The sequence below is a fragment of the Pseudomonas sp. WPR_5_2 genome, assembly GCF_003634475.1.
GTDB classification, from domain to species: domain Bacteria; phylum Pseudomonadota; class Gammaproteobacteria; order Pseudomonadales; family Pseudomonadaceae; genus Aquipseudomonas; species Aquipseudomonas izuensis.
In genome coordinates this window covers 380,713-399,287 of sequence record NZ_RBLA01000002.1, presented here as the reverse complement: position 1 = coordinate 399,287, position 18,575 = coordinate 380,713, and the positions used below count along the sequence as shown (strand labels likewise).

The 18,575-nt window shown below is 59.1% G+C and carries 14 protein-coding genes and 1 pseudogene; 9 read left to right on the top strand and 6 right to left on the bottom strand.

The genetic code is table 11. The features are described 5' to 3' along the window. Positions 1–23 precede the first annotated feature (23 nt). On the bottom strand, positions 24–674 hold the full coding sequence (locus tag BJ917_RS10495) for a GNAT family N-acetyltransferase (RefSeq protein ID WP_096510098.1): 651 nt from the start codon (positions 672–674) through the stop codon (positions 24–26). A gap of 314 nt (positions 675–988) precedes the next feature. On the opposite strand from BJ917_RS10495, the gene xthA reads away from it, so the two are divergent. Then, on the top strand, positions 989–1,801 hold the full coding sequence (gene xthA / locus BJ917_RS10490) for an exodeoxyribonuclease III (RefSeq protein ID WP_121103317.1): 813 nt from the start codon (positions 989–991) through the stop codon (positions 1,799–1,801). A gap of 187 nt (positions 1,802–1,988) precedes the next feature. Continuing rightward, a complete protein-coding gene (locus BJ917_RS10480; protein WP_121103316.1) occupies positions 1,989–3,329 on the top strand; it encodes a substrate-binding domain-containing protein in 1,341 nt (446 codons plus the stop codon). A 108-nt stretch (positions 3,330–3,437) separates the two neighbouring features. Here the strand turns inward: BJ917_RS10480 and BJ917_RS10475 are convergent, their stop codons facing one another. Continuing rightward, positions 3,438–4,667, bottom strand: coding sequence for an acyl-CoA dehydrogenase (locus BJ917_RS10475; RefSeq protein ID WP_096510095.1), 1,230 nt, complete (start codon positions 4,665–4,667; stop codon positions 3,438–3,440). Positions 4,668–4,841: 174 nt separating this feature from the next. On the opposite strand from BJ917_RS10475, the gene BJ917_RS10470 reads away from it, so the two are divergent. The 3 genes from BJ917_RS10470 to BJ917_RS10455 all read left to right on the top strand — a co-directional run bounded on the left by BJ917_RS10470 (position 4,842) and on the right by BJ917_RS10455 (position 7,426). Next, positions 4,842–5,771, top strand: coding sequence for a LysR family transcriptional regulator (locus tag BJ917_RS10470; RefSeq protein ID WP_096510094.1), 930 nt, complete (start codon positions 4,842–4,844; stop codon positions 5,769–5,771). A 206-nt stretch (positions 5,772–5,977) separates the two neighbouring features. Continuing rightward, positions 5,978–6,379, top strand: coding sequence for a MerR family DNA-binding transcriptional regulator (locus tag BJ917_RS10465; RefSeq protein ID WP_007980992.1), 402 nt, complete (start codon positions 5,978–5,980; stop codon positions 6,377–6,379). Between the two features lie 147 nt (positions 6,380–6,526). Then, positions 6,527–7,426 carry a hydroxymethylglutaryl-CoA lyase gene (locus tag BJ917_RS10455; protein ID WP_121103315.1) on the top strand — a complete coding sequence of 300 codons (900 nt, stop codon included), beginning with the start codon at positions 6,527–6,529 and terminating at the stop codon, positions 7,424–7,426. Positions 7,427–8,104: 678 nt separating this feature from the next. Here BJ917_RS10455 and BJ917_RS10445 read toward each other — a convergent pair. Continuing rightward, the gene (locus tag BJ917_RS10445; RefSeq protein ID WP_121103314.1) at positions 8,105–9,802 is read right to left on the bottom strand and encodes an AMP-binding protein; all 1,698 of its coding nucleotides are present in this window, start codon (positions 9,800–9,802) and stop codon (positions 8,105–8,107) included. Positions 9,803–10,009: 207 nt separating this feature from the next. Here BJ917_RS10445 and BJ917_RS10440 point away from each other — a divergent pair, with 207 nt between their 5' ends. The 4 genes from BJ917_RS10440 to BJ917_RS10425 all read left to right on the top strand — a co-directional run bounded on the left by BJ917_RS10440 (position 10,010) and on the right by BJ917_RS10425 (position 15,700). Then, positions 10,010–11,173: an isovaleryl-CoA dehydrogenase gene (locus BJ917_RS10440; RefSeq protein WP_096510090.1), complete on the top strand. Its 1,164-nt coding sequence runs from the start codon at positions 10,010–10,012 to the stop codon at positions 11,171–11,173. Between the two features lie 11 nt (positions 11,174–11,184). Then, positions 11,185–12,792, top strand: coding sequence for a carboxyl transferase domain-containing protein (locus BJ917_RS10435; protein WP_096510089.1), 1,608 nt, complete (start codon positions 11,185–11,187; stop codon positions 12,790–12,792). Positions 12,793–12,929: 137 nt separating this feature from the next. Beyond that, complete coding sequence (locus tag BJ917_RS10430; RefSeq protein ID WP_121103313.1) at positions 12,930–13,745, top strand: gamma-carboxygeranoyl-CoA hydratase; 816 nt, start codon at positions 12,930–12,932, stop codon at positions 13,743–13,745. Then, positions 13,745–15,700, top strand: a complete 1,956-nt coding sequence (locus BJ917_RS10425) for an acetyl/propionyl/methylcrotonyl-CoA carboxylase subunit alpha (protein WP_121103312.1) — start codon at positions 13,745–13,747, stop codon at positions 15,698–15,700. The genes BJ917_RS10430 and BJ917_RS10425 overlap by 1 nt, the downstream gene beginning before the upstream one ends. 39 nt (positions 15,701–15,739) lie before the next feature. On the opposite strand, the gene BJ917_RS10420 is transcribed toward BJ917_RS10425, so the two are convergent. From BJ917_RS10420 to BJ917_RS32675, 3 genes and pseudogenes are all read right to left on the bottom strand, one after another. After that, positions 15,740–16,378 carry a LexA family transcriptional regulator gene (locus tag BJ917_RS10420; protein WP_096510086.1) on the bottom strand — a complete coding sequence of 213 codons (639 nt, stop codon included), beginning with the start codon at positions 16,376–16,378 and terminating at the stop codon, positions 15,740–15,742. 954 nt (positions 16,379–17,332) lie between these two features. After that, entirely contained in the window at positions 17,333–18,196 is an 864-nt protein-coding gene (locus tag BJ917_RS32680; RefSeq protein WP_372237716.1) for a methyl-accepting chemotaxis protein, read from the bottom strand. After that, positions 18,191–18,490 (bottom strand): annotated as a pseudogene (locus BJ917_RS32675) (HAMP domain-containing protein); the annotation flags it as partial. The gene BJ917_RS32680 and the pseudogene BJ917_RS32675, both read right to left, overlap by 6 nt. Positions 18,491–18,575: the final 85 nt, after the last annotated feature.

Here is an 18,575-nt window from a genome sequence, read left to right as displayed (position 1 = left end):
GCGTGGCCGGAAAGTTCTCACTCTTATGCCGTGGCTGTTTGCACCACCTGGGGGTTGGCGTGAAAAAACACATGTTCACGGATCGGTCCTACAGCCACCTCGCCGATTTCCTCATAGCCCTGACGCTTGTAGAACTCCAGATATCGCGGATCCCCGGTGTCGAGAATCACCCCCTGGGATTTTTCATCCACCGCGCACCAGTTATGCACCGCTTGCAGCAATTGCTCGCCGAAATGCTTGCCCTGGAATTGCGGATGAATCCCCAGCAACGGCAGGACATGCACCGAGTCGGACGGCACGCACGCCGCTACGGCATCGTGATACTCAAGGTAGCGTCGGGTGCAGCGAAATCCCGTGCTGAGCACCATGCGCAAACGCCAGGCCCAGCTTTCGGTAATACCCAGCCGACGCAGTGGCGGCGCGATCAGCGCGATGCCGATCAAGCGATCGTTGACCAGCAGGCCGATGGCCGGGAAATCCTGCAGAAAGTGCTGCTTGACCAGTTCCCGCACAGTGGCGCGCACCCGCTGTTCATAACCAGGGCGTTCGGCTTCGAACAGGTAAGCGAATGTCGGCTCGTGCCGGTAAGCCTGGTACAACAGGGAACGCGCTTCGCGGGAATAACCGCTGTCGAGCATGTGGATATCGGCAATCGCGGTGGAGGTTTCGGGCATGACGATTGATCTCCCCGGCGCGGCTCGGGTGGCTGCGCTCTTGTGGGTAGGAGCCTTTGGGTGACGACACAGTTCCCCCACAGGTATAGACCAGACTCATTGATTGTGGGAGCAGGCTCTGCCAGTCGACACAGCTGTGATTGTGCGGGCCTCGTCGCGGGCAAGCCTTGCTCCCACAGGTAAAGCTGGACCGAGAACCTGTGGGAGCAAGGCTTGCCCGCGATGAGGCCCGCACTGTCGACGAAGATCTGACTGACCACTGGCCCCATTCCGACATGTCAGCTAGCATCGCCCTTTTGCCAGGACTGCCGACCATGAAGATTGTCTCCTTCAACATCAACGGGCTGCGCGCCCGTCCCCATCAGCTGGCGGCGCTGATTGAAAAGCACCAGCCCGATGTGATCGGCCTGCAGGAAACCAAGGTCCACGACGACCAGTTCCCCCTCGATGAAGTCAAGGCCCTGGGCTACCACGTATATTTCCACGGGCAAAAGGGACATTACGGCGTCGCCCTGCTCTCGCGTCAGGAACCACTGGCCCTGCACAAAGGCTTCGTCACCGATGAAGAAGACGCGCAGCGGCGCTTCATCTGGGGCACGTTCGCCGATGCCAATGGCGTGCCGGTGACCATCATGAACGGCTATTTCCCACAAGGTGAAAGCCGCGACCACCCGACAAAATTCCCCGCCAAGGAACGCTTCTACAGCGATCTGCAGCGATTGCTGGAAGACCAGTTCAAGAACGACCAGGCGCTTGTCGTCATGGGCGACGTGAATATCTCCCCGGAAGACTGCGACATCGGCATCGGCCCGGACAACATGAAACGCTGGCTGAAAACCGGCAAATGCAGCTTCCTGCCGGAAGAGCGCGAGTGGATGGCCCGCTTGAAAAACTGGGGCCTGGTGGACAGTTTCCGTCACCTCAACCCTGATGTGACCGATCGTTTCAGTTGGTTCGACTATCGCAGCCGCGGGTTTGAAGACGAGCCCAAGCGTGGATTGCGCATCGACTTGATCCTGGCGTCCCACGGCCTGCTGCCACGGGTCAAGGATGCGGGCGTGGACTACGAACTGCGCGGCATGGAAAAACCGTCGGATCATGCGCCGATCTGGCTTGAATTGAGCTGATCTCAAGCCCTGCGCGGTTTCCCTGTGGGAGCGAGCCTGCTCGCGAAGGCGGAGTGTCAGTCGACATTAATGCTGACTGAGATACCGCCTTCGCGAGCAGGCTCGCTCCTACAATGGAAAGTGTCATATTTCGGACATCTTACTGACTTAATCTCCCGACACCTCTTTCGCTATGTAAGGTGCCGGCATGACGCTGCGCGTTCTGTTCCTGTTGATGCTCTGCGCCTGGCTGCCGCTAACAACCTCGGCCAGCGATCTGCCGACGCCCGAGCAGGGCCCGGTGCTGCGCATCCAGGGCTCTAACACCATTGGCGCGGCATTGGGCCCGGCACTGGTCGAAGGTTTGCTGCGCCAACAGGGCCTTATAAAAGTACACAGCGAAACCCCGGACAAGGCCAATGAACTGCGGATCGTGGGTGAAACCGTACAGGGGCGCCGGATCGTAGTGGAGCTGACAGCCCACGGTTCCAGTACCGGTTTCACGGCACTGAAAACCGGCAGCGCCGATCTGGCGGCTTCGTCACGTCCGATCAAGGAGCGTGAGGTGCTCGACCTTCAATCACTGGGCGATCTGAAAAGTGCCAGAGCGGAACAGGTCATTGCCATCGACGGCCTGGCGATCATCCTTCATCCACAAAACCCGCTGAAACAGCTCGACACCGTGCAACTGGCGCGCATTTTCAGTGGCGAAGTGAAAACCTGGGAAGAACTCGGCGGCAGTGGCGGGATGATTCATCTGTATGCGCGGGATGATCAGTCCGGCACGTACGATACGTTCAAGGAGCTGGTCCTCAATGGCCACGGGAAAACCCTGAGCGGTGCCGCGAAACGCTTCGAATCCAGCGAGCAATTGTCCGATGCGGTCAGCCTCGACCCCCAAGGCATTGGCTTCATTGGCCTGCCCTACGTGCGCCAGGCCAAGACCGTGGCGATTGTCGATGGCCAATCCCAGGCCATGTTGCCGCAGAACAGCCTGATCGCCACCGAAGACTATCCGTTGTCCCGCCGCTTGTTCTTTTACTTGCCACCGAACGGGAAAAATCCCTGGGCCGAGGCGCTGGTGGCCTACGCCCAAAGCAGCCAGGGCCAGGCGATTGTTGCCGCCAACGGTTTTATCGCGCAGACCGTGCAGGCCATGGCCGTCACCCCGAATGCGCTGATGCCCGAGGGCTATCAGGGACTCAGCCGTCACGCGCAGCGGTTGACGGTCAATTTTCGTTTCGAAGAAGGCAGCGCCAGCCTCGACAACAAGGCCCGACAGGACCTGTCACGGGTACTCGACTATATAAAGCAGCATGACAAAACCGAGCGGCAGGTCACGCTGGTGGGGTTTGGCGATGCCAAGAGCGATCCGGCACGCGCCGACCTGTTGTCGAAACTGCGAGCCATGGCGGTGCGGCGGGAACTGGTGAAAAGCGGCGTGGTATTGCGTGAGGTCCGCGGCTTTGGCGCCGAAATGCCGGTGGCGGCCAACAACGAAGATGAAGGGCGGATCAAGAATCGGCGGGTTGAGGTTTGGGTTTACTGATATTACTGCGTTGAATGGGCCACCGCCTTCGCGAGCAGGCTCGCTTCCACAGGGGAATGCATTCCAACTGTGGGAGCGAGCCTGCTCGCGAAGAACGATAACGCGGACTTATTGACCGCTACGCATCATCTCTTTAGGCACGTACTTGCCGATCTCGAACTTGCCGATCGCCGCGCGGTGCACTTCGTCCGGGCCGTCGGCCAGGCGCAGGGTACGCTGCATGGCATACATGTAGGCCAGCGGGAAGTCATTCGACACCCCTGCCCCGCCATGAATCTGGATGGCCCGGTCGATCACCCGCAAGGCCACGTTCGGCGCCACCACCTTGATTTGCGCGATTTCGCTCTTGGCCACTTTGTTACCGACGGTGTCCATCATGTACGCCGCTTTCAACGTCAGCAGGCGCGCCATGTCGATCTCCATCCGCGAGTCGGCGATCTTGTCGATGTTGCCGCCCAGGCGTGCCAGGGGCTTACCGAACGCCGTACGGTTCACCGAGCGTTTGCACATCAGTTCCAGCGCGCGCTCGGCCATGCCAATCGAACGCATGCAGTGGTGAATCCGGCCCGGGCCGAGGCGACCCTGAGCAATCTCGAAACCGCGTCCTTCGCCCAGCAGGACATTTTCGTACGGCACCCGCACGTTTTCGAACAACACTTCGGCGTGACCGTGGGGCGCATCGTCATAACCGAACACCGGCAGCGGACGCAGGATCTTCACGCCGGGGGTATCGACCGGTACCAGAATCATCGAGTGCTGGGCATGGCGCGGGGCGTCGGGGTTGCTCAGGCCCATGAAGATCAGGATCTTGCAACGCGGATCGCAGGCGCCGGACGTCCACCATTTCTTGCCATTGATCACCCACTCGTCGCCATCGCGCACCGCACGGGCAGCCATGTTGGTGGCATCGGAGGAGGCAACGTCCGGTTCGGTCATGGCGAACGCCGAGCGGATCTCCCCCCGCAGCAGCGGTTCGAGCCAACGCTGTTTCTGTTCTTCATTGGCGTAGCGCACCAGCACTTCCATGTTGCCGGTGTCCGGCGCCGAGCAGTTGAACGGCTCGGGGCCCAACAACGAGCGACCCATGATTTCTGCCAGCGGCGCGTATTCGAGGTTGGTCAGGCCGGCACCGAGCTCGGACTCAGGCAGAAACAAATTCCACAGGCCTTCGGCCTTGGCCTTGAGTTTGAGTTCTTCCATGATCGCCGTCGGCTGCCAGCGATCGCCCTCGGCAACCTGACGTTCGAACACGGCTTCGGCGGGATAGACGTAGGTGTCCATGAACGCAGTCACGCGCTCACGCAGTTCTTGCACCTTGGGCGAATAAGCGAAATCCATGAGCAGATCTACCTTTTTGCTGGGGTCAAAGGAGTTGTTTAGTTCATGCAATCGATGCTAGAACAGCCATGAAAATTTACCTAGCCTATTCTCGGCGTGTATTAACATTCATCACCGATATATGATCGACTGATAGCCAAGGCTGCCCGTCCACACAATAAGAGAGCCGCGTAAATGAATCTGAGCAAGGTCGACCTCAACCTTTTCATCGTCTTCGACGCGATCTACACCGAAGCCAACCTGACCCGCGCCGGGCAGATTGTCGGCATCACCCAACCGGCAGTGTCGAACGCCCTGGCCCGCCTGCGCGAGACCTTCAACGATCCGTTGTTCGTCCGCACCGCCCAGGGCATGGTGCCCACGCCGATGGCGCAGAACATCATCGGCCCGGTGCGTAACGCCCTCTCGCTGCTGCGGGTGTCGGTGCAGGAAAGCCGCATTTTCAACCCGCTGCAGGCAGTCAAGACCTATCGCATCAGCATGACCGACCTGACTGAAGCGGTGATCCTGCCGCCGCTGTTCCAGCGCCTGCGCCGCCTCGCGCCGACGGTGATCATCGAGAGTTTCCTGTCCAAGCGCCGCGAGACCACCAAGGAACTGGCGGCCGGCCGCCTCGATTTCGCCGTGGACGCGCCGCTCAACACTGACCCGCAGGTGCGCCACGTCAAGTTGATGGAAGACCGCTACGTCTGTGCCATGCGCAAGGGGCACCCACTGGCCACCAAGGAAAAATTCACGCTGGATGATTACCTGGGCCTGACCCACATCCATATTTCCAGCCGGCGCAGCGGCCTGGGTCACGTCGACCTGGCCCTGGGCAAGATGGGCATCCAGCGCAAGATCGCCCTGCGCTCCCAGCATTACCTGATGGCCTCGCAAGTGCTGCAACAGACCGACATGGTCATGACCGTGCCGGAACGCTTCGCCCGCCGTAACGACTTGCACGCCTTCAGCCTGCCGGTCAACGATGTGCCGCCGGTGGAAACCCATCTCTACTGGCACGAAAGCACCGACCAGGACCCGGCCAACCGCTGGATGCGCGAGCAGATGATCGAGTTGTGCCAGCAGGTGACGGCGCATGAGAAGAAGCTGGAGAAGGTGTAGGGCTCTGCACCGCGTTATCGTTCTTCGCGAGCAGGCTCGCTCCCACAATGGATATTCAGTGAACACAATATTTGTGTCAGATAGATATCCCCTGTGGGAGCGAGCCTGCTCGCGAAGAGGCCAGTGATGACACTGAAAATCCCTGCCACTTGACGTAAACGTCAACCTGCCATTAGCTTAGCGCATGACCTTTTGCGAGCGCTTCCATGAGCAGCCAGACCTACAGCATTTCCGACCTCGCCCGCGAGCTCGACATCACCACACGGGCCATTCGTTTCTATGAAGAGCAAGGCCTGCTCAGTCCCGAACGCCGTGGTCAGGAACGCATCTATTCACCCCGTGACAAGGTCAGCCTGAAGCTGATCCTGCGGGGCAAGCGCATTGGCTTTTCCCTGGCCGAATGCCGCGAACTGATCGAGCTCTACGATCCGTCCAGCGGTAACACCAAGCAACTGCACAGCATGCTGGCAAAAATCAGCGAGCGCCGGGAACAGCTGGAACAGCAACTGCTGGACATCGAACAGATGAAACTGGAACTGGATACCGCTGAAGAGCGCTGTGTGCAGGCGCTGGAGCAGACGCTCAAGAGTCAGGAATCAATCCAGTAGATCCACACACTACCCTGTGGGAGCGGGCTTGCCCGCGATGAGGGCATGACATTCAACATTGATGCAGACTGACCCAACGCCATCGCGGGCAAGCCCGCTCCCACAGGGTTCATCGAACATTCAGACAATAAGAACAGGTCGAATCCCATGTCCCTCCCCACCCAAGTACGCATTGTCGAAGTCGGCCCCCGCGACGGTCTGCAAAACGAAGCTCAACCCATCAGTGTCGCCGACAAGGTGCAACTGGTCGACGCGCTCACGGCCGCGGGCCTGGGCTATATAGAAGTCGGCAGTTTCGTTTCACCCAAATGGGTGCCGCAGATGGCAGGTTCCGCCGATGTTTTCGCGCAGATCCAGCGCAAACCGGGCGTCACCTACGGCGCACTCGCGCCCAACCTGCGCGGTTTTGAAGACGCCCTCGCCTCCGGGGTCAAGGAGGTCGCAGTGTTCGCCGCGGCGTCCGAAGCCTTTTCCCAACGCAACATCAATTGCTCGATCAGCGAAAGCCTGGAGCGTTTCGTACCGATCATGGACGCGGCCCGCCAGCACGGTGTGAGCGTGCGCGGTTACGTGTCCTGTGTGCTGGGCTGCCCTTATGAAGGTCAGGTCGCACCAGAACAAGTCGCGCGTGTGGCCCGTGAACTCTATGCCATGGGCTGCTACGAAGTTTCTCTGGGCGACACCATCGGCACCGGCACCGCCGGCGCAACCCGCAGGATGTTTGAGGTGGTATCGGCAGATGTACCCCGGGAAAAACTGGCCGGGCATTTCCACGACACCTACGGCCAGGCCATGGCCAATATCTACGCCAGCCTGCTGGAAGGGATCTCGGTGTTTGACAGCTCCATCGCCGGGCTCGGTGGCTGCCCTTACGCCAAGGGCGCCAGCGGTAACGTCGCCACCGAGGACGTGGTTTACCTGCTCAATGGCCTGGGGATCGAAACCGGCATCGACCTGGAGGCCCTGATACGCGCCGGCCAGCAAATCAGCGCCGTGCTGGGTCGCCCGACCGGCTCCCGTGTGGCGAAGGCCCTTAGCGCACATTGAGTGCAACGACACCGTCGTGTGTTACCGCGACATCCGAAATGTGGGGAAAAGCGAGTAACACGGAAACAAATTGTCAGGGATTCCCTGAGAGAAAAATCCTACAAAATATTAAGTTATTGATTTTAAAGGATTTTTAAAAGTTGGCACGGCTCCTGCTATCTCTATGGCATAACAAGAATAAAAAATTGCGACACACCTAATAAAAACAAGACGTAACGACTCTGACATAACAAAAACAACACGGCAGAGACGCAGCTAACAGATTTTTTTGGAGAAGATGTGCTTTTCAGGGTGCTTTTCGGAGTAACCCGCAACCGGGCAGAGAACAATAAAACTACCTTCAGGTAGCTCCCGAACTGGTTGGATCGCTCAGCGAAAAAGTAGATCAGCGCTCAAAAAAATACGTTTGCTCTTGATCCCGGATGGGGATCGCCAAAAACAGCGGTAAAGGGCAACGGTTGCCAAAAACAAAAACAGACCGCCCCTCAATAATAAAAAAAGAGCACGCGCAACGAAAATTAAAGGGGAGCTTCGGCTCCCCTTTGTGCTGTCTGCGATTCTGAAAATAATGCAAAACCCTGTGGGAGCGGGCTTGCCCGCGATGGGGGCATTACATTCAACATCGATGCTGACTGTTCCACCATCATCGCGGGCAAGCCCGCTCCCACAGGTTTTGTGTCATGCCTTGTTGATGCGCAACTCCTCGATACTGATCTCGCGCATACGGAATTTCTGGATCTTGCCGGTCACGGTCATTGGGAACTCTTCCACGAACTTGAAGTAACGCGGCGTCTTGAAGTGCGCGATGCGCTCCTTGCACCAGGCTTGCAGTTCCTGTTCGGTCGCACTGTGGCCGGGGTGGAACTTGATCCAGGCGACGATCTCTTCACCGTAACGCGAGCAAGGAATGCCGATCACCTGTACGTCAGCCACCGCCGGATGGGTGAAGAAGAACTCTTCCAGCTCCCGCGGGTAAATATTCTCGCCACCGCGGATGATCATGTCCTTGTTACGTCCGGCGATGCACACATACCCCTCGGCGTTCATGCTCGCCAGGTCACCGGTGTGCATCCATCCGGCCTGGTCGATCGCTTCGGCAGTGCCCTCCGGGTTGTTCCAGTAACCGAGCATGACGCTGTAGCCCCGGGTGCAGAGTTCGCCGATGGTGCCGCGGGGCACCGGGTTGCCCGCCTCGTCGATGATCTTGCTTTCCAGCTGCGGCTGAGTGCGGCCGACGGTGGTGACGCGCAACTCCAGATCGTCTGATGGACCGGTCTGCAACGACACCGGGCTGGTTTCCGTCATGCCGTAGGCAATCTGTACTTCAGTCATGTGCATTTCATTGATGACACGGCGCATCACTTCGATCGGGCACGTTGCCCCGGCCATGATCCCGGTGCGCAGGGTCGACAGGTCGAACTCGCCGCGTTGCGGTTGATCGAGCATGGCGATGAACATGGTCGGCACGCCGTACAGCGCAGTGGCCTTTTCTTCGGCGACGGTGTTCAGTGTCAGCAGTGGATCGAAGGCATCGTTGGGATAAATCATGGTGCTGCCGTGGGTGATGCAACCCAGATTGCCCATGACCATGCCGAAGCAGTGGTACAAAGGCACCGGGATCACCAGGCGATCCGCGGCGGTCAGTCCGAGGCTTTCACCGACCATGTAACCGTTATTGAGAATGTTGTAGTGACTAAGGGTCGCGCCCTTGGGGAAACCGGTGGTGCCGGAGGTGTACTGGATGTTCACTGCCTGGTCGAAATGCAGGCTGTCCTGGCGCTCGTGCAATTGTTCGTCCGACACGCCACCGGCCAGTTCGGCCAGTTGCGACCACGGCAGGAAACCGCTGGGCGGTTGCGCATCCAGACTGATGACACCGCGCAACTCGGGCAGGCGCTCGCTGTGCAACTGGCCGATGGATTGCTCCGCCAGCTCCGGCACCAGGCCTTGCAACATGGCGTGGTAATTGGAGGTCTTGAAGGCCCCGGCGCACACCAGCCACTGGCAGCCGGATTGCTTCAATACGTATTCGAGTTCGGAACTGCGGTAAGCCGGGTTGATGTTGACCAGGATCACGCCGATTTTTGCGCTGGCGATCTGGCTGATGCACCACTGGGCGCAATTCGGTGCCCAGATGCCGAGACGGTCACCGGTCTGCAAGCCCAGCGCCAGCAGTGCCTTGGCATGCAGGTCCGCAATTTCCGCCAATTGCCGCCAGGTGTAGCGCAGCTGTTGATGGCGCACGACCAGCGCTTCCCCGGTCGGGTACTGCGCCACTGTGTTATCGAACGCCTGGCCGATGGTCATTGCCAGCAAGGCTTTGTCCTGGGAACCGCGGGTGTAGCTGCGCTGCGGGTTTGCAGTGGGTTGATCCATGATGACCCCTATTGTCTTTATTAACGGGCGACTCGCGGTCTCCCACAATGTGGCTCCGCGTTCTATCTTGAACTGCCTCTACTCTCGCTCAAGTTGACGTTAACGTAAAGGGTGATTGACAGCCATTCGTCACAGGCTTACGTTAACGTAAAGGTGAGAGCTAAATCACTGCCCTCCCCACCCGACAAAAAAGCCAAAAGGTGACCCATGAGCTACCCATCCCTGAATTTTGCCCTCGGTGAAACCATCGATATGCTGCGCGATCAGGTTCAGTCCTTCGTCGCCAAAGAGATCGCCCCCCGCGCCGCTCAGATCGACACCGACAACCTGTTCCCCGCCGACCTGTGGCGCAAATTCGGCGACATGGGCCTGCTGGGCATCACCGTTCCGGAAGAGTACGGCGGTGCCGGCCTGGGCTACCTGGCCCACGTGGTGGTGATGGAAGAAATCAGCCGTGGCTCGGCCTCGGTGGCGTTGTCCTATGGCGCGCACTCCAACCTCTGCGTCAACCAGATCAACCGCAACGGCAATCACGAACAGAAATCCAAGTACCTGCCGAAGCTGATCAGTGGCGAGCACATCGGCGCCCTGGCCATGAGCGAGCCGAACGCCGGCTCCGATGTCGTCTCGATGAAGTTGCGCGCCGACAAACGCGGCGACAAATACGTTCTGAACGGCAGCAAGACCTGGATCACCAACGGCCCTGACGCCAACACCTATGTGATCTACGCCAAGACCGACCTGGAAAAGGGCCCGCACGGCATTACCGCCTTCATCGTCGAGCGCGACTGGAAAGGCTTCAGCCGCAGCAACAAGTTCGACAAGCTCGGCATGCGCGGCTCGAACACCTGCGAACTGTTTTTCGATGACGTCGAAGTACCGGAAGAGAACATCCTCGGCGTACTCAATGGCGGCGTGAAGGTGCTGATGAGTGGTCTCGACTACGAACGCGTCGTGCTCTCCGGCGGCCCGACCGGGATCATGCAGGCGTGCATGGACCTGATCGTGCCGTACATCCATGACCGCAAGCAGTTCGGCCAAAGCATCGGCGAATTCCAGCTGATCCAGGGCAAGGTCGCCGACATGTACACCCAACTCAACGCCAGCCGCGCCTACCTCTATGCGGTAGCCCAGGCCTGCGAGCGCAACGAAACCGCACGCAAGGACGCCGCAGGCGTGATCCTCTACAGCGCCGAACGCGCCACGCAAATGGCCCTCGACGCGATCCAGATTCTCGGCGGCAACGGCTACATCAACGAATTCCCGGCTGGTCGTCTGTTGCGTGACGCCAAGCTGTACGAAATCGGTGCCGGCACCAGTGAGATCCGTCGCATGCTGATCGGTCGCGAACTGTTTAACGAAACCCGCTAACGGAGCTGCCCATGGCTATCCTGCATACCCAGCTCAACCCCCGTTCAGCGGAGTTCGCCACCAACAGCGCGGCGATGCTCAAACAGGTCGATGCGCTGCACACCCTGCTCGCTCAAGTGGCGCAAGGTGGCGGCCCGAAGGCCCAGGAACGCCACACTTCGCGGGGCAAATTGCTGCCCCGTGAACGCATCAATCGCCTGCTCGATCCGGGTTCGCCGTTCCTGGAGATAAGCCAACTGGCCGCCTATGAGGTGTACGGTGAAGACGTTCCGGCCGCTGGCGTGATTGCCGGGATCGGCCGCGTGGAAGGCGTCGAGTGCATGATCGTCGCCAACGATGCCACGGTAAAAGGTGGCTCGTACTACCCGCTGACCGTGAAAAAACACCTGCGCGCCCAAACCATCGCCCAGCAGAACCGTTTGCCCTGCATCTATCTGGTGGACTCCGGTGGCGCCAACCTGCCGCGTCAGGATGAAGTGTTTCCGGATCGCGAGCACTTTGGCCGAATCTTCTTCAACCAGGCCAACATGAGCGCCATGGGCATTCCACAGATTGCCGTGGTCATGGGCTCCTGCACCGCAGGCGGCGCATATGTGCCGGCGATGGCCGACGAAGCGATCATGGTCCGCGAGCAAGCGACGATCTTCCTCGCCGGCCCGCCGCTGGTGAAAGCGGCGACCGGTGAAGTGGTCAGCGCCGAAGATCTTGGCGGTGCTGATGTGCATTGCAAGATTTCCGGGGTAGCGGACCATTACGCCGAAAGCGATGAACACGCCCTGGCCATCGCCCGTCGCAGTGTCGCCAACCTCAATTGGCGCAAGCTCGGCGACGTGCAGCAACGCGCGCCCATCGCCCCGCTCTACAGCAGCGACGAGTTGTACGGCGTGGTGCCGGCCGATGCCAAACAGCCTTTCGATGTGCGCGAAGTCATCGCTCGACTGGTGGACGGCTCGGTGTTCGACGAGTTCAAGGCCCTGTTCGGGACGACGCTGGTCTGCGGCTTTGCCTACCTGCACGGTTACCCGATCGCGATCCTTGCCAATAACGGCATCCTGTTCGCCGAAGCCGCTCAGAAAGGCGCGCACTTTATCGAGCTGGCCTGCCAGCGCGGCATTCCGTTGCTGTTCCTGCAAAACATCACCGGCTTCATGGTCGGTCAGAAGTATGAAGCCGGCGGCATCGCCAAGCATGGCGCGAAACTGGTGACCGCCGTGGCCTGCGCCAAAGTGCCGAAGTTCACCGTGATCATCGGTGGCAGTTTTGGCGCCGGCAACTACGGCATGTGCGGTCGGGCCTACGACCCGCGGTTCCTGTGGATGTGGCCGAATGCGCGCATCGGCGTGATGGGCGCCGAACAGGCCGCCGGCGTGCTGGTGCAGGTCAAGCGCGAGCAGGCCGAACGTGGTGGCCAGGGTTTCAGCGCCGAACAGGAGGCCGAGATCAAGCAACCGATCCTCGACCAGTATGAGGAACAGGGCCACCCTTATTACTCCAGCGCTCGCCTGTGGGACGACGGTGTCATTGACCCGGCACAGACCCGCGATGTCCTGGGCCTGGCTTTGTCGGCGTCGCTGAATGCGCCAATCGAACCGAGCCGCTTCGGCGTGTTCCGGATGTAATCCGCCCCCTGTCGGAGCGAGCTCGCTCGCGATGGTCGTCAACGAAAACGCGGGGCATCAGGTAGCCAGCGTTGTTTGAACGTCCATCGCGAGCAGAGCTCGCTCCTACAGAGAACAGAGTTGTGGAGACGGACAATATGAGCGATTTCAACACCCTCGAACTGCTGACCGACCCACGGGGCTTTGCAACCCTGTGGCTCAGCCGCGAAGAAAAGAACAACGCGTTCAACGCCGAAATGATCCGCGAATTGATCCTCGCCCTGGACCAGGTGTCGAGCGATGCCAGCCTGCGTTTCCTGCTCGTGCGTGGTCGCGGCAAGCATTTCAGCGCCGGTGCGGACCTGGCGTGGATGCAGCAATCGGCCGAACTCGATTACCACACCAACCTCGACGACGCCCGGGAACTGGCAGAGTTGATGTACAACCTGGCCAAGCTGAAGATTCCGACCCTGGCCGTGGTGCAAGGTGCAGCCTTCGGCGGCGCGCTGGGCCTGATCAGTTGCTGCGATATGGCGATTGGCGTCGATGACGCACAGTTCTGCCTGTCGGAAGTGCGCATCGGCCTGGCACCGGCCGTGATCAGCCCGTTCGTGGTGCAAGCCATCGGCGAACGTGCTACCCGGCGCTATGCCTTGACCGCCGAGCGCTTCGGCGGGCAACGGGCGCGGGAACTGGGCCTGTTGTCGGAGAGCTATCCAGCCCAGGAGCTGGAGCAAAAAATCGAGCAGTGGATCGACAACCTGTTGCTCAACAGCCCGGCGGCCATGCGCGCCAGCAAAGACCTGCTGCGTGAAGTCGGCGACGGCTCGCTGCTCCCGGCGCTGCGTCGCTATACCGAGAACGCTATCGCCCGCATCCGCGTCAGCCCCGAAGGTCAGGAGGGCCTGCGCGCCTTCCTGCAAAAACGCCCGCCGAGCTGGCAAGCCGAAATCACCCCCAAGGAGCCGCGTTGATGAGCGCACCCGTCCTCACTACCCTGCTGGTGGCCAACCGCGGCGAAATCGCTTGCCGGGTGATGCGCACCGCCAAGGCCCTGGGCCTGACCACCGTGGCCGTGCACAGTGCCACCGACCGTGATGCACGCCACAGCCGTGAAGCCGATATTCGTGTCGATCTGGGTGGCAGCAAAGCCGCCGACAGCTACCTGCAAATCGACAAACTGATCGCCGCCGCCAAGGCCAGCGGTGCCCAGGCGATCCACCCCGGTTATGGTTTCCTGTCGGAGAACGCCGGGTTCGCCCGTGCCATTGAACAAGCCGGCCTGATTTTCCTCGGCCCGCCCGCCTCGGCCATCGACGCCATGGGCAGCAAGTCCGCCGCCAAGGCCCTGATGGAAACCGCCGGCGTGCCGCTGGTGCCGGGTTATCACGGCGAAGCGCAAGACCTCGACACCTTCCGCGATGCCTGCGAACGCATTGGCTACCCGGTGCTGCTCAAGGCCACGGCCGGCGGCGGCGGCAAGGGCATGAAAGTGGTCGAGGACGTCAGCCAACTGGCCGAAGCCCTGGCCTCGGCCCAGCGTGAGGCGCAATCGTCATTCGGCGATTCGCGGATGCTGGTGGAGAAATACTTGCTGAAACCGCGTCACGTGGAAATCCAGGTCTTCGCCGATCAACACGGCAACTGCCTGTACCTCAACGAACGCGACTGCTCGATTCAGCGGCGGCACCAGAAAGTCGTCGAAGAAGCACCGGCACCCGGCCTGAGCCCGGAACTGCGCCGCGCCATGGGCGAAGCCGCCGTGCGTTCGGCGCAAGCCATCGGCTACGTCGGCGCCGGCACCGTGGAGTTTTTGCTGGATGCTCGCGGCGAGTTCTTCTTCATGGAGATGAACACGCGCCTGCAGGTCGAACACCCGGTCACCGAAGCCATCACCGGCCTCGACCTGGTGGCCTGGCAGATTCGCGTGGCCCGTGGCGAACCTTTGCCGATGACCCAGGATCAGGTGCCGCTGATCGGCCATGCCATTGAAGTACGGTTGTATGCCGAAGACCCGGGCAATGACTTCCTGCCGGCGACCGGTCGCCTGGAGTTGTACCGCGAATCCGCGCCGGGTGCGGGTCGCCGGGTGGACAGCGGTGTCGAAGAGGGTGACGAGATTTCACCGTTCTACGACCCGATGCTCGGCAAGCTGATTGCCTGGGGCGAGGACCGTGAGCAGGCTCGCTTGCGCCTGCTGAGCATGCTCGACGAGTTTGCCATTGGCGGGCTCAAGACCAATATCAACTTCCTGCGCCGGATCATCGGTCATCCGGCGTTTGCCGCCGCCGAACTGGATACCGGGTTCATCCCGCGCTATCAGGAACAACTGCTGCCGGCGCCGTCCGGGCTCAGCGATGAGTTCTGGCAAGCCGCTGCCCAGGCGTTCACCCAAAGCCAGCAGAGTACACCGCGTAGCGATGACCCGAGTTCTCCTTGGGCCATTGGTAATGGTTTCCGTGCCGGATTGCCGTCGGAAATCACCCTGCACCTGAGCTGTGAAGGCCAGGACCGCGCGTTGACGCTGGGCGACCGCAACGCCCACAGCGCACAGCTCAACGGCGAGCAATTGCTGACCGAGCACAACGGTCTGCGCCGCCAGCATCGGGCGATCCGCCGGGGCGATTTCGTGTACCTGCAATGGGAAGGTGAACTGCGCCGTATCGAGTCCTACGACCCGATCAGCGCCGTTGAAGCCAGTCACAGTCATCACGGCGGCCTGACCGCGCCCATGAACGGCAGCATCGTGCGTGTATTGGTGGAGGCCGGGCAAACGGTCGAAGCCGGGGCGCAACTGGTGGTGTTGGAAGCGATGAAGATGGAGCACAGCATTCGTGCGCCCCACGCCGGTGTGGTCAAGGCGTTGTATTGCCAGGAAGGCGAGATGGTCAGCGAAGGCAGTGCGCTGGTGGAGTTGGAAGAGGCTTGAAATGAAGATCGGTCCTACGCGCTGCGAGGACCGATCTGATCAAAATTTGGCTGTTGCCTGAACCACCACGCCGATAATTCGGCACTCTTCGGTGTAAAGGGTTTTCGGATACGTCGGATTGAGCGGGACCAGGTAACGCTGCCCGCCCTCTTCGATCAACTTGCGGAAAACCGCCTCGCTGCTGTCCGGCCATTGGGCAATGACCAACTTGCCGGGCTCGGCGTCCACGTCCGGGTCCACCAGTATCAACATGCCCTCGGCGATGCTCAGGCCACTGGGTGCAGTCATCGCGTCACCGACGACCGTCAGCCAGAACGCCGCGCCCCGGGCGTGATAATCGGACAATTCAAAACGGTACTGCGCCTGTTCGCCATCGCGCACTTCTCCGGTTTCCCGCCAGTCACTGACCGGGTAGCGGAAGTACGGGTTGTACTTTTGCGTCAGGGAAATTTCGTCGTCCTGTGAATCCGCGGGCTCGCGAATCACCAGCACCACTTCGAGGAAGTCCATTCCGAGTGCCTTCAACACCCGGTTCATGTTGTCGATGCCAGGCTCGCGACGTTTATTCAGCCAGTGGCCAACGCCACCCTGGGACATCCCGAGGCGTTCGGCGAGTATCTCTTGAGTGACTTTGAGCTCACTCATCTTGGCCTTGACCAATTCAATCCATTTATCCATGTGCGGCACGATACGTGGGCGCCTCCGGCCGACAAAACACAAATTGTAGTATTTAAACGATGGTCACAAATACAGATCGTACTAGGCGACGAGTTCCATTAAAACTTGAAACGGAATCATCAAAAACTGAAACGCCCCGCAGCTTTTACGCACTCTTACAGCTTAAGTTCACGACTCCGAACAGCAGCTAGGATGATTGAAGCAAAATGAAGACACTCGTGGTTTTGTCTCAACGATCTTGGCACCGCGAGAGCCTATATCCTGCACCTAAGACAGCCATGAGTTAATCGCAGCATACAAATTAAAAACATCTCAACTTATAACTTGCCCGTAGTAGAAACCATTAATAAAAAAGGCCCTCGAAGGGCCCTTTCTGTATCATACCAAAACCACTTAGCCAGCCAAGACTCTACAATCATAGCGTCCTAACAACGCACAAAAATAGTAGTTAGAATTTAGGCTCTTTTGCAAGCTGCGGTGTAAAATCTGACTCCTGAACCTTCTGCTCAACACTCAGATCTCAATCACAGGCGCATATTTTTCTACCGCGGAATTCGGAGGCGACTGTTTTCAACAGAATCGGCCAGTAGGAGCCACTTCTCAAACTCAGTAGAGGGCGTGCCTTCCAGTTATTGGACCCTACCGGTCATTTTGAATAATAAATTAATTTCTCAGATAAGTTGAAACGAGCAAATCAAGCTACATTGCCCCCACATAAAGCGGCTACCTTACTACCGAAAACCTGATGGAGTTCGCCATTACTTCTGTAGGTGAGCCGTTTTGTGGACGGCACTCGTCCCGACCTGGCATTCCCCAAAGGCGATTTGACCTAACCGTGCTGGCGCGGCCGGATCGCCCTGGCTAATTCTTTCTAGCGGTCAGAACCAGATCTAAAGCTAAGTATTAAACCGAAACATGCCCTATGCAGAAACTTTTCGAATTAACCATCAATTTTTAAGTACGAAAGTGCCCGACCGCAGAATACAACTCCGCATCCACCTGCTGGAGCTCGAGCGTCAAACGCTGCAACTCCACACTTTCTTGAGCGCTCTCCTCCGCCACTTCGCGCACTTGAACTATATTCTGGCTTGCCTGTTCTGCCAAAACTTGTTGTTGCTCCGCTGCTTCAGAGATTTGTTTGTTCATCTGTTCAATACTCGATACGGCGCGTGTAATTCGTGTCAGTGCCTGAGACGCTTGTCCAGCAAGGATCACTGTTTCCCCTGTCAGAGCATGGCTACCCTGTAGCCGCTCACTTGCATGCTGGGCGACTCCTCGAAGGCGACTGATTAAGTCATGGATTTCAGCAGTGGAACTCTGTGTGCGACGTGCTAGGCCACGCACTTCGTCAGCTACTACAGCGAACCCGCGACCGTGCTCGCCCGCTCTCGCTGCTTCAATGGCGGCATTTAACGCCAATAAATTGGTCTGTTCTGCTACAGCTTTAATCACATCAAGCACCCCACCAATAGCGGTACTCTCTGCCAGTAACAGTTGCATTGCGTCGGCACAGCCAGTCATTTCTAATGCTAGTTGGTCGATTTTGGAACCCGCCTGGCGTGCTAAAGCGTCACCTTCTCGCGCTTGGCCCTCGGCAAGAGCTACTGCGGTACTAGCGTCCTGAACGTTACGTGCAACTACGCTGGCTATGGCGGTCATCTGCTGCATTGCCGTCGCAGCGACTTCAGTCTCCTGACGTTGCCTCTCAACGCCCCGGCTGCTGCGCTGAATGACTTCTGTTAAGCTCCTTGCCGTTCCGTTGAGCAGGCCTACCCCAGTTCCTATTCGACCAACCAGACCTCTCAAACCACCCAGCATGCTATTGACGGTTGCCAATAGCTGCCCAAGTTCATCGTGACGGACGTTATCACCGTCAAGCGTATAACTCAGATCACCTGCAGCGACCCGTTGAGTCAGTTGAACAGCCCGGCGCAATGGCTGCAGTATCAATTGACGTATTAATAGACTCGCGCCAATACCTAGCACTAACGCCAGTAGGCAAATAAGGCCAAGCTGACTGTATGCGCTGCGACTGTCGCTTTGTATCGCCTGACTCTGAAATTCGTTGGCCCTATCCAGCAACTCGCTGACTTGCCGGGTTTGCGTGCTCATTGCTTCGCTAATAAGTGCGCTTTGCTTGCGGCTGGCAACAAATTGCTCGAAGGCTTTTCGATAATTTCCCAGAGCGTTACGTGCA

What these genes read in the sequence shown, in the direction of transcription:
- BJ917_RS10495 (WP_096510098.1), bottom strand. Translation starts at nt 674, where the DNA reads ATGCCCGAAACCTCCACCGCGATTGCCGATATCCACATGCTCGACAGC.
- xthA (WP_121103317.1), top strand. Translation starts at nt 989, where the DNA reads ATGAAGATTGTCTCCTTCAACATCAACGGGCTGCGCGCCCGTCCCCAT.
- BJ917_RS10480 (WP_121103316.1), top strand. Translation starts at nt 1,989, where the DNA reads ATGACGCTGCGCGTTCTGTTCCTGTTGATGCTCTGCGCCTGGCTGCCG.
- BJ917_RS10475 (WP_096510095.1), bottom strand. Translation starts at nt 4,667, where the DNA reads ATGGATTTCGCTTATTCGCCCAAGGTGCAAGAACTGCGTGAGCGCGTG.
- BJ917_RS10470 (WP_096510094.1), top strand. Translation starts at nt 4,842, where the DNA reads ATGAATCTGAGCAAGGTCGACCTCAACCTTTTCATCGTCTTCGACGCG.
- BJ917_RS10465 (WP_007980992.1), top strand. Translation starts at nt 5,978, where the DNA reads ATGAGCAGCCAGACCTACAGCATTTCCGACCTCGCCCGCGAGCTCGAC.
- BJ917_RS10455 (WP_121103315.1), top strand. Translation starts at nt 6,527, where the DNA reads ATGTCCCTCCCCACCCAAGTACGCATTGTCGAAGTCGGCCCCCGCGAC.
- BJ917_RS10445 (WP_121103314.1), bottom strand. Translation starts at nt 9,802, where the DNA reads ATGGATCAACCCACTGCAAACCCGCAGCGCAGCTACACCCGCGGTTCC.
- BJ917_RS10440 (WP_096510090.1), top strand. Translation starts at nt 10,010, where the DNA reads ATGAGCTACCCATCCCTGAATTTTGCCCTCGGTGAAACCATCGATATG.
- BJ917_RS10435 (WP_096510089.1), top strand. Translation starts at nt 11,185, where the DNA reads ATGGCTATCCTGCATACCCAGCTCAACCCCCGTTCAGCGGAGTTCGCC.
- BJ917_RS10430 (WP_121103313.1), top strand. Translation starts at nt 12,930, where the DNA reads ATGAGCGATTTCAACACCCTCGAACTGCTGACCGACCCACGGGGCTTT.
- BJ917_RS10425 (WP_121103312.1), top strand. Translation starts at nt 13,745, where the DNA reads ATGAGCGCACCCGTCCTCACTACCCTGCTGGTGGCCAACCGCGGCGAA.
- BJ917_RS10420 (WP_096510086.1), bottom strand. Translation starts at nt 16,378, where the DNA reads ATGGATAAATGGATTGAATTGGTCAAGGCCAAGATGAGTGAGCTCAAA.
- BJ917_RS32680 (WP_372237716.1), bottom strand. Translation starts at nt 18,196, where the DNA reads ATGCTGGGTGGTTTGAGAGGTCTGGTTGGTCGAATAGGAACTGGGGTA.